General features: G+C 59.9%; 13 protein-coding genes. 5 read left to right on the plus strand and 8 right to left on the minus strand.

Annotated features, from left to right (window positions below; translation table 11 throughout):
- On the plus strand, positions 1 to 712 hold a 712-nt coding region (locus AC1DSG_RS03295; RefSeq protein ID WP_477789569.1), incomplete at its 5' end, for a chemotaxis protein CheV.
- Between the two features lie 92 nt (positions 713 to 804).
- A complete protein-coding gene (locus AC1DSG_RS03300) occupies positions 805 to 1611 on the plus strand; it encodes an MOSC domain-containing protein (protein ID WP_477789570.1) in 807 nt (268 codons plus the stop codon).
- A gap of 69 nt (positions 1612 to 1680) precedes the next feature.
- Here AC1DSG_RS03300 and ppnP read toward each other — a convergent pair whose 3' ends face one another.
- From ppnP to AC1DSG_RS03340, 8 genes are all read right to left on the minus strand, one after another.
- Positions 1681 to 1965 (minus strand): pyrimidine/purine nucleoside phosphorylase, encoded by a 285-nt coding sequence (gene ppnP, locus AC1DSG_RS03305; protein WP_477789571.1) that lies wholly within the window; start codon positions 1963 to 1965, stop codon positions 1681 to 1683.
- A 68-nt stretch (positions 1966 to 2033) separates the two neighbouring features.
- Complete coding sequence (locus AC1DSG_RS03310; RefSeq protein ID WP_477789572.1) at positions 2034 to 2576, minus strand: 3'-5' exonuclease; 543 nt, start codon at positions 2574 to 2576, stop codon at positions 2034 to 2036.
- 71 nt (positions 2577 to 2647) lie between these two features.
- Positions 2648 to 4609 (minus strand): acetyl/propionyl/methylcrotonyl-CoA carboxylase subunit alpha, encoded by a 1962-nt coding sequence (locus tag AC1DSG_RS03315; RefSeq protein ID WP_477789573.1) that lies wholly within the window; start codon positions 4607 to 4609, stop codon positions 2648 to 2650.
- 121 nt (positions 4610 to 4730) lie between these two features.
- A complete protein-coding gene (locus AC1DSG_RS03320; RefSeq protein WP_477789574.1) occupies positions 4731 to 5528 on the minus strand; it encodes an enoyl-CoA hydratase/isomerase family protein in 798 nt (265 codons plus the stop codon).
- Positions 5525 to 6682, minus strand: coding sequence for a citronellyl-CoA dehydrogenase (atuD, locus tag AC1DSG_RS03325; RefSeq protein WP_477789575.1), 1158 nt, complete (start codon positions 6680 to 6682; stop codon positions 5525 to 5527). The genes AC1DSG_RS03320 and atuD overlap by 4 nt, the downstream gene beginning before the upstream one ends.
- A 66-nt stretch (positions 6683 to 6748) precedes the next feature.
- Complete coding sequence (atuC, locus tag AC1DSG_RS03330) at positions 6749 to 8365, minus strand: geranyl-CoA carboxylase subunit beta (RefSeq protein ID WP_477789576.1); 1617 nt, start codon at positions 8363 to 8365, stop codon at positions 6749 to 6751.
- A 3-nt stretch (positions 8366 to 8368) separates the two neighbouring features.
- Entirely contained in the window at positions 8369 to 9238 is an 870-nt protein-coding gene (locus tag AC1DSG_RS03335; protein ID WP_477789577.1) for an SDR family oxidoreductase, read from the minus strand.
- Positions 9239 to 9250: 12 nt separating this feature from the next.
- Positions 9251 to 11041, minus strand: a complete 1791-nt coding sequence (locus tag AC1DSG_RS03340) for an acyclic terpene utilization AtuA family protein (protein WP_477789607.1) — start codon at positions 11039 to 11041, stop codon at positions 9251 to 9253.
- Between the two features lie 190 nt (positions 11042 to 11231).
- On the opposite strand from AC1DSG_RS03340, the gene AC1DSG_RS03345 reads away from it, so the two are divergent.
- The 3 genes from AC1DSG_RS03345 to AC1DSG_RS03355 all read left to right on the plus strand — a co-directional run bounded on the left by AC1DSG_RS03345 (position 11232) and on the right by AC1DSG_RS03355 (position 13759).
- The gene (locus AC1DSG_RS03345) at positions 11232 to 11858 is read left to right on the plus strand and encodes a TetR/AcrR family transcriptional regulator (RefSeq protein ID WP_477789608.1); all 627 of its coding nucleotides are present in this window, start codon (positions 11232 to 11234) and stop codon (positions 11856 to 11858) included.
- Between the two features lie 91 nt (positions 11859 to 11949).
- Entirely contained in the window at positions 11950 to 12744 is a 795-nt protein-coding gene (locus AC1DSG_RS03350) for a substrate-binding periplasmic protein (protein ID WP_477789578.1), read from the plus strand.
- Positions 12745 to 12919: 175 nt separating this feature from the next.
- On the plus strand, positions 12920 to 13759 hold the full coding sequence (locus tag AC1DSG_RS03355) for a sugar-binding protein (RefSeq protein ID WP_477789579.1): 840 nt from the start codon (positions 12920 to 12922) through the stop codon (positions 13757 to 13759).
- The last annotated feature ends 51 nt before the right edge of the window (positions 13760 to 13810 follow it).

Below are 13810 nucleotides of genomic sequence, written 5' to 3' on the forward strand. Positions count from 1 at the left end.
GTCCCAGGCCATAGGCATGCGCCCGCTGGTCCCTAGTCCGACCAGCACGATCATTGTCACTGAGTACAACCGTTCGGTGCAGGCGTTTCTGGTCGGGGGGGTGGACCGCATCGTCAACATGAACTGGGAAGCCATTCTGCCGCCGCCGACCAGCGCCGGTCGTCAGCATTACCTCACGGCGATCAGCAAGGTCGATGACCAGTTGGTGGAAATCATYGATGTCGAGAAAGTCCTGGCCGAAATCGTGCCGTACAGCGCCAAAGTCTCCCGCGAAAAACTCGACGACCCCATACTGCAACGCGCCCGGGGCCGGGAAGTGCTGCTGGTCGACGACTCCAGCGTCGCCTTGTCGCAATTGCGAGACACCCTGGGTCAACTGGGCGTGAAAATGCACATTGCCAGCGACGGCCTGAAGGCGCTGAACATGCTCAAGGCCTGGGCGGATACAGGTGTGTCCATGACCGACAAACTGCTGATGGTGTTCACCGACGCAGAAATGCCGGAAATGGATGGCTATCGACTGACCACCGAAATCCGTAATGACCCGCGTTTGCGTGGACTTTACGTGGTCCTGCACACCTCGCTGTCGGGCAGCTTCAACGACTCGATGGTGAGGAAAGTCGGCTGCGACAACTTCCTGTCAAAATTCCAGCCCGACAAACTCGTCGACGTGGTGCGCCAGCGCCTGATGCTCGACGAAGTGCCAGCCTGATCACGGTGCGGCAGGCTGGCAGTCATGTCAGCCTTTGATTCGTTGATCAAGCTCGTATAGGGTGGCCTTTTTTGCCCACCAGGGAGCTGGCCATGCTGCGTCTGAGCGCGCTTTATCGTTATCCGTTGAAATCCGGCAAGGGCGAGACCTTGCAGCAAGTCGGGCTCGACAAGCTGGGTGTGGACGGTGATCGACGCTGGATGCTGGTGGACGAGGCCAGCGGGCGCTTTCTGACCCAGCGCGCGGTGGCGTCAATGAGCCAGTTGTCGGCGTTGTGGAATGCCAAAGGCGGCTTGACCCTGAGTGCCCCGGGCCGCTCGCCGATCGATATCGCCTTGCCTGCCAGCGACGCTGAACTACGTGGCGTGACCATCTGGCGCGACACCTTGCGGGTGCCGGATGCCGGTGACGAGGCGGGTGCCTGGGTCAGCGCCTTCATTGGCAAACCGACTCGCCTGGTGCAGGTTCCCGTTGATCGTGCGCGCACCACAGAGGCCGGTTTCGGCAAGGACGATGATCAGGTGGCGTTCGCCGATGGTTTCCCGTTATTGCTGATCGGACAGGCGTCCCTGGAGGACTTGTCGCAAAAGGTCGGGCGCTCCCTGGAAATGCTGCGCTTTCGACCGAACCTGGTGGTGGAGGGCAGCGAAGCCTACGCCGAAGATGGTTGGAAGCGCATCCGCATCGGCGATGTCGAGTTCCGGGTGGTCAAGCCCTGTTCACGCTGCATTCTGACCACCATCGACCCGCAAACCGGTTTACGCAGCGATGACCGCGAACCGTTGGCCACGTTGCAGAAATACCGCTCCGAGGCCGATGGCGCGATGTTCGGCCAGAACCTGGTCAACGACAGCAACGGTCGTCTCGAAGTCGGGATGCCAGTGACGATTCTCGAATAAAAGCCCGTTGAATGAAAAATGCCCGTGTCCTGCGACACGGGCATTTTTTTTCGCTGTGAACCCTCGGGTTTAGCCGCGGTATTCACACAGGTAAGCGGTGTCGACGGCCACTTTCAGCTGGAACTTGCTGTTGGCAGGCACGTTGAACTGGCTGCCGGCAGCGAAAGTTTCCCAGCCGTCGCTGTCAGGCAGCTTGACGGTCAGGGCGCCGCTGACCACGTGCATGATTTCACGCTGGCTGGTGCCGAATTCGTATTCGCCCGCAGCCATGACGCCGATGGTCGCAGGACCTTCAGCGGTGCCAAAGGCGATCGACTTGACGGTGCCGTCGAAGTACTCGTTGACTTTAAACATGGGCGATTCCTCGGAAAGGGCTAAAAAGGCCGGCCAGTATGCACAAGGCCTTGTGCGCCGTCACCTCTCTAGACGGGGAGAATCAGCGGCAACAAGCGCGCGGTATTGCGCGCATCCTCCAGCGCGCGGTGTTGCTGCCCGGTGAACTGCATGCCCGCCAGTTGCAAGGCGCCATTGAGCCCCAGCGGACGCTCCAGCCGTCTGGCCTTGGCAAAGCGCTGCTTGAGGTTCATGTGCGGCACTCGGCTGAGGGCGCTGTCGAGTTGCAGGCACTCCCATTCCTGGACCAACTGTTTGCGGTCGTAGTCCCCCCAGCTCGCCCAACCTTCCAGTCGTGAATGATGGTGTCCCAGCCAGCGCTCGAATGAAGGCCAAACCTCGGTCAAAGGTTGCGCGGTATCGATATTGCCTTGGGTTATGTGCGTCAGCTCCCGGCAAAACGGTGTAAGCAAGGGCCGACGCAACGGCCGCACGAAACGCTGGAAGTGGTCCAGTTCGCGACCTTTGCGGTCCACCAGGGTGGCACCGATTTCAATGATTTCCATTTCCGTAACTGGCCAGCCACCCTCATCCGTGGTGGCTTCCAGATCTATCACCAGCCAGTGAGGCATTGCAGGGTTCCTGGTATCCGCGTCCTGATAGGGCATGAGCGTAGCCAAACCCGACGGATCCGCCTAGCGGCTTATTCGACCTCCAACAAAATCTGACGATTTTTAACCTGATCGCCGACCTGCACCTGCAAACGTTTAAGCACCCCGTCGATACCCGATTTGAGCGGGTGTTCCATTTTCATGGCTTCGAGCACCACCAACAGCTGGCCTTTACTGACCGGGCTGCCCTCGGTGACCAGCACGTCGACGATGGCACCGTCCATGGGCGCCTTGAGTGTGCCGGTACTGACGCTGGCTTGGCTGCTGACCAGCGCCCGGGTCCGGTCCAGCAGTTTCAAACTGCCGGGGCGGGTGAACAACCAGAGGTGCCCGGCCTCGAGGCGATAGGCATGACGCTGGTGAATACCGTCGATCTCCAGCCTTGCCCCGCGCCCGTCGCAGCGGATGATCTTCAATTCCAGAAACTGCTCGGCCACTCGAATCCGAAATGACCCATCAGGCGAGGCATTCAGCTCCACCGGCCAGTCCTGTTCATTCAAACCGATGCGATAGTGCAAGGGCACGCTGGCATTGTTGCGCCAGCCGGCCAGTGGTGCCGGGTGAGTCTGTGCCGACGCTTGATAGAACAGCACCGCGGCGATGGCCAATTCTGCAGCGCTCGGGACATGGGCCCGCAAACACGGATCGTCAGCGAAGCAGGTCGGGATGAACCCGGTGCTGAACTCGCCGCTGATGAACTGCGGGTGTTGTAGCAGACTGGCGAGCAAGCGCTGATTGCTCTGCACGCCCAGCAGCACGCTGTCCTGCACCGCCCGCAGCAACTTGCGCCGGGCTTCTTCGCGGGTTGCGCCGTGGGCGATGATCTTGCCCAGCATCGGGTCATAGAACGGGCTGATGTCCTGGCCTTCAATCAGGCCATGATCGATTCGTACGCCGCCCGGCAACGCCGGTTCCCAAGCCGTGACTTGACCGGTCTGGGGTAGAAAGTCGTGAGTCGGGTCTTCGGCGTACAGACGCACTTCCATGGCATGGCCGTTGAGCTGTACTTGCTCCTGCCGCAACGGCAGCGGCTGCCCTTCGGCAACGAGGAGTTGCCAGGCCACCAGGTCCAGCCCGGTGATCAGTTCGGTCACCGGGTGTTCCACTTGCAGCCGGGTGTTCATCTCCAGAAAGTAGAATTGCCCGCGCGCATCCAGCAGAAACTCCACCGTGCCCGCGCCGACGTAATTCACTGCCCGACCCGCCTTGAGCGCGGCCTCGCCCATGGCTTGACGCAGCTCGTGGGTCATCACTGGGCAGGGCGCTTCTTCGATGACTTTTTGATGGCGCCGCTGGATCGAACAGTCGCGTTCGCCGAGGTAGATCAGGTTGCCGTGCTGATCGCCAAACAGCTGTATCTCGACGTGGCGTGGGTCGATCAAAGCTTGTTCGAGGATCAGTTCATCGCTGCCAAAACCGTGCTGCGCTTCGGAGCGTGCAGTACGCAGTTGTTCAAGCAACTCGCTGGCGTCCTGCACCAGGCGCATGCCACGTCCGCCACCCCCTGCGCTGGCCTTGATCATCAGTGGGTAACCGATGCGTTCGGCTTCGCGGCTCAGGGTTGCGTCGTCCTGTTCGGCGCCTTGATAGCCTTTAACACACGGCACGCCAGCGTCGATCATGGCGATTTTCGACAGGCGCTTGCTGCCCATCAGCTCAATGGCTTCGGGGCTGGGGCCGATGAAGGTGATGCCAGCGTCACGGCAGGCAAGGGCGAAGTGGGTGTTTTCCGAGAGGAAGCCGTAGCCGGGGTGGATCGCATCAGCGCCGGTGCGCCGGGCGGCATCGATGATCGCCGGGATGTTCAGATAAGACTGCTGCACCGGGGCCGGGCCGATGTTGACGGCTTCGTCGGCCATTTGCACGTGCAGGGCGTCGGCGTCGGCATCGCTGAAGACGGCGACGGTGCGATAGCCCAGCGCCTGGGCGGTGCGCTGGAGGCGGCAGGCGATTTCACCGCGATTGGCGATCAGGATTTTGCTGAGTCCGGGCATGGGTTCTTCCCTTGAAATTTGCGGTGAATGTGATGGCCTCATCGCGGGCAAGCCCGGCTCCCACAGGGGATCTTCAGCGAACACAGATCCAATGTGGGAGCGAGCCTGCTCGCGAAGCTTTTTAAGTGGCCCACCCCGGTTTACGCTTTTGCACAAAAGCCATGGTCCCTTCGACTCCTTCAGCCCCCGTCACCGCTTCGCTAAACCACTGAGCCGCGTCATCCAGCAACGCATCCGACGGCTGCCCGGCACTCGCCAGCAGAAGTTTTTTGGTCGTCGCATTAGCACCCGGTGCGCAACACAGCACATGGGCGAGGATTTCATCGAGGCGCTCGGCCAGTGCTTGCGCGTCATGCTCGACAAAATGTACCAGGCCCATCCGCCGCGCCTGTGTACCGTCGAAACGCGCGGCGGTCAGCGCCAGGCGCCGGGCTTGGGTCAGGCCAATACGCTGGACCACAAAGGGCGCTATTTGCGCGGGCAGCAATCCGAGGCTGGTTTCCGGCAAACCGAACTGCGCCAAGTGATCGGCCAAGGCGACGTCGCTGACGCAGGCCAGCCCCAGACCGCCGCCCAACACCGCGCCTTGCAGTACCGTGATCACGACTTGTGGCGCGTGTTGCACCTCTTGCAGCAACGCGCCGAATGCCCGATTCAACTCCCGATAGGCGCTCGGGCCTTGGGCGCGTGCATTGGCCATGTCCTTGATGTCGCCGCCGGCACAGAAATGCCCGCCGGCACCGCCGATCACCAATGCCCGAACTGCTCGATCATCACGCACCGCCGCGAATACCGCGCGCAGTTCGGCGACCATTTGCAGGCTCATTGCATTGCGGCTTTGCGGGCGATTGAGGGTGATGTGCAGCACACCGTTATGTGCCTCCAACAGCAACGTCTGGCAATCGGGCAGGGTGCTCATTTCTTTTTCCCCGGCAGGATCCCCATGAGTTTGCAGATGATCCCCAGCATGATTTCGTCGGCGCCGCCGCCAATCGACACCAGCCGCACGTCGCGGTAAGCGCGAGCGACCGGGTTGTCCCACATGAAACCCATGCCGCCCCAATATTGCAGGCAGCTGTCGCTGACTTCACGGCCCAGGCGCCCGGCCTTGAGTTTGGCCATGGAAGCCAGGCGGGTGACGTCCCGGCCTTTGATGTATTGCTCGGTGGCTTGGTAGACCAACGCCCGCAGGCATTCAATTTCGGTTTGCAGCTCCGCCAGACGGAAGTGGATCACCTGGTTGTCGATCAGCGCATTGCCGAAAGTTTTACGTTCCTTGCAGTACTCGATGGTGCTGTCGACGCAGTACTCCAGGCCCTTGATCATGTTCGCCGCACCGAACAGGCGTTCCTCCTGGAATTGCAGCATTTGCATCATGAACCCGGCGCCTTCATGGCCGATGCGGTTGCGTTGCGGCACACGCACGTTGTCGAAAAACACCTGGGCGGTTTCCGAGCTGCGCATGCCGAGCTTGTCCAGGTGCGAACTGAGGCTGATGCCTGGCGTGTTCATCGGCACCATGATCAGCGACTTGTTGATGTGCGGTTTGTCGTCCGATGTGTTGGCCAGCAGGCAGATGAAGTCGGCGCAGGGCGAGTTGGTGATCCACATCTTGCTGCCGTTGATCACGTAGTCGTCGCCGTCCTTGCGGGCGGTGGTTTTCAGCCCGGCAACGTCGGAGCCGGCGCCGACTTCGGAGACGCCGATGCAACCGACCTGTTCGCCGGTGATGGCCGGGCGCAGAAACTCATCACGCAATTCATCGGAACCGAACCGCGCCAGCGCCGGGGTGCACATGTCGGTCTGCACGCCGATGGACATCGGAATGCCGCCGCAATGAATGGTGCCGAACTCTTCGGCCGCGACGATCGAATAGCTGTAGTCGAGCCCCATGCCGCCGAATTTTTCCGGTTTTGATATGCCCAAGAGGCCGAGGTCACCGGCCTTGCGAAAGATCTCGTGGATCGGAAAACGGCCGGCCTTTTCCCATTCTTCGACGTGCGGGTTGATCTCGTGATCGACGAATTGGCGGACGGTACGACGCAGTGCTTCGTGTTCCTGGGTGAAGATCATTTTTATTGTTCTCCTTGATCGTTGCCACGCTCTGCGTGGGAATGCAGCCTTGGACGCTCTGCGTCATCAAAATCGCGCGACACCAAAACTGTTGGTTTGCAGCGGCCGCACCTCGGCCTCGTGACAGATATCCAGCAAGTAACCGAGCAATGTCCGGGTGTCCCGTGGATCGATCAGCCCGTCGTCCCACAGATTGGCACTGCCGTAGAGGGCGGTGGACTGACTGTCGAGTTTCTGCGCGGTGACCTGTTCGAGCATGTCGAGCATTTTCGGGTCCGGCACCAGACCGTCCTTGAGCTGCTTGGCTTCGGTGACGATACGCAGCACCTTACCGGCCTGGGCACCGCCCATCACCGCGGTGCGACTGTTGGGCCAGGCGAAGATGAAGCGCGGGTCGAGGCCGCGACCGCACATGGCGTAGTTGCCAGCGCCATAGGAGCCGCCGACGACAATCGTCAGTTTCGGCACCCGCGCGTTTGCTACCGCTTGAATCATCTTGGCGCCGTGCTTGATCACGCCTTGTTGTTCCGATTCGGTACCGACCATGAACCCGGTGGTGTTGTGGAAAAACAGCAGCGGCGTCTGGCTCTGGTCGCAGAGCTGGATGAACTGCGCGGCCTTGCTGGCGCCCTTGGGCGTGATCGGGCCATTGTTGCCGATGAAGCCGCAGGCACGGCCCTGGATTTTCAGTTGGCCGCAGACAGTCTGCTGATCGAACTCGCCTTTGAATTCAAGGAAATTCGAGCCGTCGGCGATCCGGGCAATGATGTCGCGTACGTCATAGGGTTTTTTCGGGTCATCCGGGATCAGGCCCAGCAGCTCGTCGATGGGGTAGAGCGGTTCTTCCCAGCGACGTTCGGGGCGCCAGGGCAATTGATCGTTCCACGGCAGCAGGCTGACGATTTCGCGCACCTGGCGTACGCCGTCGGCATCGTTCTCGGCCAAGTACTCGGCGGTGCCGGCGGTTTGCGCGTGCATCTCGGCGCCGCCCAGTTCTTCGTCGGTGGCGACTTCACCGGTTGCCGCTTTGAGCAGTGGCGGGCCGGCGAGAAACAGCTTGGCCTTGCCACGCACGACCACCACGTAATCCGACAGTCCCGGCTGATAAGCGCCGCCCGCGGTGGCCGAGCCATGCACTACCGTAATTTGTGGCAGACCCATGGCCGACATCCGCGCCTGATTGGCAAAGCTGCGCGCGCCTTCGACGAAAATGTCCGCGGCGTAATTCAGGTTGGCGCCGCCGCTTTCGGCGAGGGTGATCACCGGCAGTTTGTTCTCCATGGCGATCTGTTGCAGGCGCAGGGACTTTTTCAAACCGCTGGGGGAAATGGTGCCGCCCTTGATCGCGCTGTTGTTCGCCACCACCAGCACCCGTACGCCGGACACGTAACCGATCCCGGCGATTAAACCGCCCCCGGCCGCGCTGCCGTCCTTGTCGTCATGCAGCTTGTAGCCGGCCAGGCTCGCCAGTTCGAGGAACGGCGCGCCGGGGTCGAGCAGCAGGTTGAGGCGCTCGCGTGGCAGCAGTTGCCCGCGCTTGTCGAATTTTGGCTTGGCTTCGGCCGCCTTGTTCAACAGGTTTTGTTCGAGTTGGCGAACGTGTTCGATCACGGCCAGCATCGCTGCGCGGTTCTGGGCGAACTGCGCGCTGAACGGGTCCACTTGCGACTGAATCACCGGCATGGCTTATTCCTTGTCCTGGAGCACGTCAGGTAAATAGGCCCGGTGAAAACCGTTATACGACTCACTGTTCGTAGCCTTGTGAATCGGCCACGCCCGCCCGCCGAGGCTGGCGGCGCCGTCAATGCGCAAAGTGCTGCCGCTGACAAACGCCGCTGCCGGGCTGAGCAGGAACACAATCGCCGCGCTGACTTCCGATTCGGTGCCGATGCGTTTGAGCGGCACGTGTTCGCGCAAGGTTGGAATTACCGCTTTGAAGGCACCTTCGTAAGTGTCCATGCCGCTGGACGCGACCCAGCCTGGCGCCACCGCATTGACCCGCACCCCGGCGTAACCCCATTCGAAAGCGGCAGTCTTGGTCAGGTTATCCATGCCCGAGCGCGCCGCGCCGGAATGCCCCATGCCGGGCATGCCGCCCCACATGTCGGCGAGCATATTGACGATGGCGCCGCCATGCTTGTTCATGGATTGATTGAACACTTCCCGGGCCATCAGGAAACCGCCCACTAGATTGGTACGCACGACGGTTTCGAACCCTTTCTGATTGATCGAGGCCAGCGGTGCAGGAAATTGACCGCCGGCATTGTTGACCAGCCCGTGTATCGGCCCGTGTTTGCGAATCAACTCGCTGACCATGTGCTTGACCGCTTCTTCCTCGCGAATATCGCAGACCGCCCAATCGGCTTTGCCACCGTCTTCGGCAATCTCGACAGCGACGCTTTTCAACTTGTCGGCCTTGCGCCCGACCAACAGCACATGCGCGCCGAGGGCCGCCAGTTCATGGGCGGTGCAGCGGCCGATGCCACTGCCGCCACCGGTGACAATGATGGTTTGGCCTRCAAACAAATCGGCTTTGAAAATCGAATCGTAAGCCATGGCGACAGTCCTCTAGTTGACTTGGTCGGCGATGCGCTGAGGCACCGGAATCTGGATCTCCAGCAGCTGCTGGGCGAAGGCTTTGCCTTGCGGGTCGATCCGCAGGCTGGCCACGCCACCGCCGCCGAGGGCGTTTTCCAGTAGAAAATTAAGGCTCTGGGTGCCGGGCAGATACCAGCGTCCGACACGTCCGTGAACGGGATCGAGGACGTGGCTCATCCAGTCGACAATGACCTCCGGCGTCAGCGCTTCGGCGATCCACGGCAGGTACTCCGGCTCACGGGCCATGACCCCGATATTGCTGTGATTGCCTTTGTCGCCAGAGCGGGCGACCGCGAGTTTGATCAGGGCCACGCTGGCGTCGGCGCGGTCTTTGGGCTGCGGTGGATCGAACGGGACAGGCAAGTCATCCGGGTCGAGCACATCGACGGCGGGGAGGGCGCAGGGGTGGCGCTGGCTGTTGAAATCAATGTCCAGCGTGCAGGCGGTTTTGTCGATAAGGAAGGAGAACAGCCGGATCAGCGGATACACCGTCGGCCGTCCGCCGACAATCCCGGTCAACCCCGGCGCCATGCCCGTTGCGGCCTGGGCGATTTCCCGGGAGAACACGATCAAGGCTTGTTTGCTCGGGTGGCGCACGGCGAGTTTGATCACCACTTCGCGGCTGTCCTGGCGTTGGCCGTGGGGGCCATACGTGGCCTCGCTACCGAGCAATTCAATGTTCACTTCACTGTAGGGCGCCCAGCCGCGCTGGCTGAAGATCTCCGAGGTCTTGTTGATGATCGCTTCGCTGACCCGCCGCGCCTTGTCGACGGCATCGATGCCCGCGATCAGGCAACTGGCGGTGCAGCGAAAACCGTCCAGATATGTCGCGCTGACTTTGTATTGACCTGTCGGCGGCAGGCCCTTGGCACCGTGCACCTGAACCGCGTTCTTGCCTTGTTGCTGAAGTTTGACTTGAGTGAAATCGCAGACCACATCGGGCAGCAGGTAAGCCCGCGGGTCGCCGATTTCATACAACATCTGCTCGCCGACGGTCAGGGGCGTGACCAGGCCGCCGGAGCCTTCAGGTTTGCTGACGATGAACTGGCTGTCGGCGCTGACCTCGACGATGGGGAAACCGATGTGTTCGTAATCGGGCACCTGGCGCCAGTCGGTGAAATTGCCGCCGGTGCATTGAGCGCCGCATTCGATGATGTGGCCGGCCAGCGCGGCCTGTGCCAGTTTGTCGTAATCGTGCCAGGACCAGCCGAATTCATGCACCAGCGCCGCGCTGACCACGGCGCTGTCGACCACGCGCCCGGTGATGACGATGTCCGCACCCAGCCGAAGCGCTTCGACGATGCCGGGTGCGCCAAGGTAGGCGTTGGTCGAAACACACATAGGTGGCAAGGGGGCGCCGCTGAACATTTCATGAATAGCGCTGCTGCTCAGCTGTTTGAACTGCGGTTGCAGGTCATCACCCAGCACCACCGCGATTTTCAGCGCCACTGCGGCCTTGTCGCAGGCCGATTGCAGCGCGGCGGCGCAGGCCAATGGGTTGACGCCTCCGGCGTTGCTGATGACGCGGATCTTCTGTTCAGCGAGTTGCCCCAACAATGGGCTGAGGACTTCGATGAAGTCGCCCGCATAGCCGGCCTGTGGGTCTTTCATCCTTGCGCCGGCCATGATCGACATGGTGATTTCGGCCAGATAGTCGAAGACCAGGTAATTCAGACGCCCACCTTCCACCAGTTGCGCGGCGGCGGTCGAGGTGTCACCCCAGAAGGCGCTGGCGCAGCCGATGCGAATCGTTTTAGGCACAGTCAACTGCATAGCCACCTCCCAGTGAAGTGAATCGAGACTACCAAGCAAGCGCTTGGTTTGTAAATGCCTGGAATATCTTATGGCCGAGCGCTTGCTAGGTGGCCGTCGCCAGCTTAAATTGCCCGCGCAACCCCGCAGTTTCAGCGGCGAGCGGCGTATTGGATTGATCGACTGTAGGAGAGAACGGGTGGACGAGCAAAAAGCCCTGAGGGTCATGCGCGAATTGGTCGACAACGGCCAATTGACCGACCCGGACAGCGCCCGCGGCAAATTGCTGCAAGTGGCGGCTCACCTGTTCCGTAACAAAGGTTATGAACGCACCACCGTGCGCGATCTGGCGGGTGCCGTGGGCATTCAGTCAGGCAGCATTTTTCATCACTTCAAGAGCAAGGATGAAATCCTGCGCGCGGTGATGGAAGAGACGATCCGCTACAACATGGCATTGATGCGTGCAGCCCTCGCCGAGGCCAACACTGTGCGCGAACGAGTGCTGGCGCTGATTCGCTGCGAATTGCAGTCGATCATGGGGGGCCGCGGCGAAGCCATGGCGGTGCTGGTCTATGAATGGCGCTCGTTGTCCGAGGATGGGCAGGCGCAGGTGTTGGCCTTGCGTGACATTTATGAAGACATCTGGCTGCAGGTGTTGGGTGAAGCCAAAGAAGCGGGTTTTATTCGCGGCGATGTGTTCATCACGCGTCGTTTCCTGACGGGCGCGTTGTCCTGGACCACCACCTGGTTTCGCGCGGACGGCAGCATGAACCTCGATCAATTGGCCGATGAAGCCTTGATTCTCGTACTGGAAGAAAAGCAGTAGGGTTGTGCCGGTCAAAGGGAGCTGGCCAAGTGGCCGAAACCGCCTAACTTGATTGCATTGATGCGTACTTTTCAGGGAGTGGGTTGTTTTGATGTCTTCGCCAATCAGGACGGCTTCGCGGCTATTGCTGGCATCGCTCACGACGCTATGGGTATTGCCGTCCCACGCTGCGCAAACGGTACGGGTGGGCGCCGCCCATTTTCCGCCCTATACCATCCGCCCTGAATCCGGTGTCGACACCGGCCTGCTACCACAATTGATCGAAGATTTGAATCACCTGCAAAGCGACTTTCAGTTTGTCCTGGTGCCCACCTCCATTCCCCGACGCTTTGGTGATCTCAAGCAAGGCCGGATCGACATGGCGATTTTCGAGAACCCGGACTGGGGCTGGAAAGACATCCCGCATATCACTGTCGACATGGGCCTGGAAGACGCCGAGATCTTTGTCGCGCAGCAGTTGCCGGACCGCCAGCAAAACTACTTTGCGCAACTCACGGGTAAGCGGCTGGCCCTGTTCAGTGGCTATCACTACGAATTTGCCAACTTCAATGCCGATTCGAAATTCCTTGCGCAAAACTACAACGCTACGCTGACCTATTCCCATGACAGCAACTTGCTGATGGTGTTGCGCGGTCGGGCCGACATTGCCCTGGTGACCCGCTCCTACCTGAGCGATTACCTGCTGCGTAATGAGAAAGTCGGTGATCAGATGCTGGTGTCACAGCGCATCGATCAGGTCTATCGTCACCATGCCATTCTCAGTCCCGCCGCACCCATCAGTGGTGAGGCGTTTGGCAAGTTGCTGCAAGWATTACGGGATAACGGGCAGATGCTGAAGATTTTCGAACCGTACAAAATTGCCGTGGTGCCGGTGCCGAAGGTTTGACTGGTACAGCATGGCGGGAAAAGCGTTGTGGTATTCCGTTTGTCAGAAACCATGTATTTGGTTGGACCTACTGTCAAATTTGACAGTAGACGGTGGGGTTTTGACCGCGTTTAGATGACTTTCCGGTATTAGACCCATAACTGGGCGTGATACTTATCCAGAAAGGACTTCTTCCATGTCAGATTCAGTATTGGTCTCTCTTTGCTGCGTACCGTCTCCCGACGTGACGCAAGCTGTTGATAAAGTACTTTCCTTGCAAAGGCCAGATGGTTCATCGGGTGTCACCGTCCAAGTGAAGCGCTTTCCATTCATGTCGGTTGGCCAACAAACGACGTTGCATGTCTGCGGCCAGGGCGAGGACGGAAAACCGAAGATGCTTCGCGTAGTCAACGCGGAGCCTTTAACACAACAGGAAGTCGATGAAGGTTGGTTCAGAAACATCGCCTGGGACTATTTCCTTGGCCTGAAAGATCTGAGTCATGTTGTATTTGTTTTTCAGGCCGCCCTGGATGGATGTAGCTGTGCTTGCCCGGTGCTGTTCCCGCCATTGAGTCTTGAGGTGCGTAAGCCTTATGAGGATGAAACGACATTTTCAGAAAGTGATGGCACTGATGACTGGAATGGCTGGATGAGGGGCGAGGCAGCTTCTGATCCGAGGGATCTCACTCTCCTCAAGGATGGGGAAACTCACCTCTTGCTTAACCGCACCTACACCAATAACTCTGCCGGCATTGTGTTGAAAAAGAGTTATGAGGATCTGGTGGCAGGCAGACTTTATGAGTTCGGAGTGACGGTGCGCAGATCGGGCACCGGAGGTGCACTACCGAAACTCTCTCTCGATTCTGAATCGCAGAACGTTGTGGTAGCGACAGACATTTCAACCACGACCGATATTGAAATTAAAGGTGCTTTTACCGCGGACTCGTCTCTGATGGAGTTGCGGATTGTTAGCCATGTCGCCACTGGCGGCGGTAATGATTATGCCTTCCACAATATTTGGGTCAGGTCGCTCTAAGGTTTACGCTAATCACAGCTAAATTTCCGGGTCGGACTCACGTCCCTCAAT

This window comes from Pseudomonas sp. P5_A12 (genome assembly GCF_056400685.1).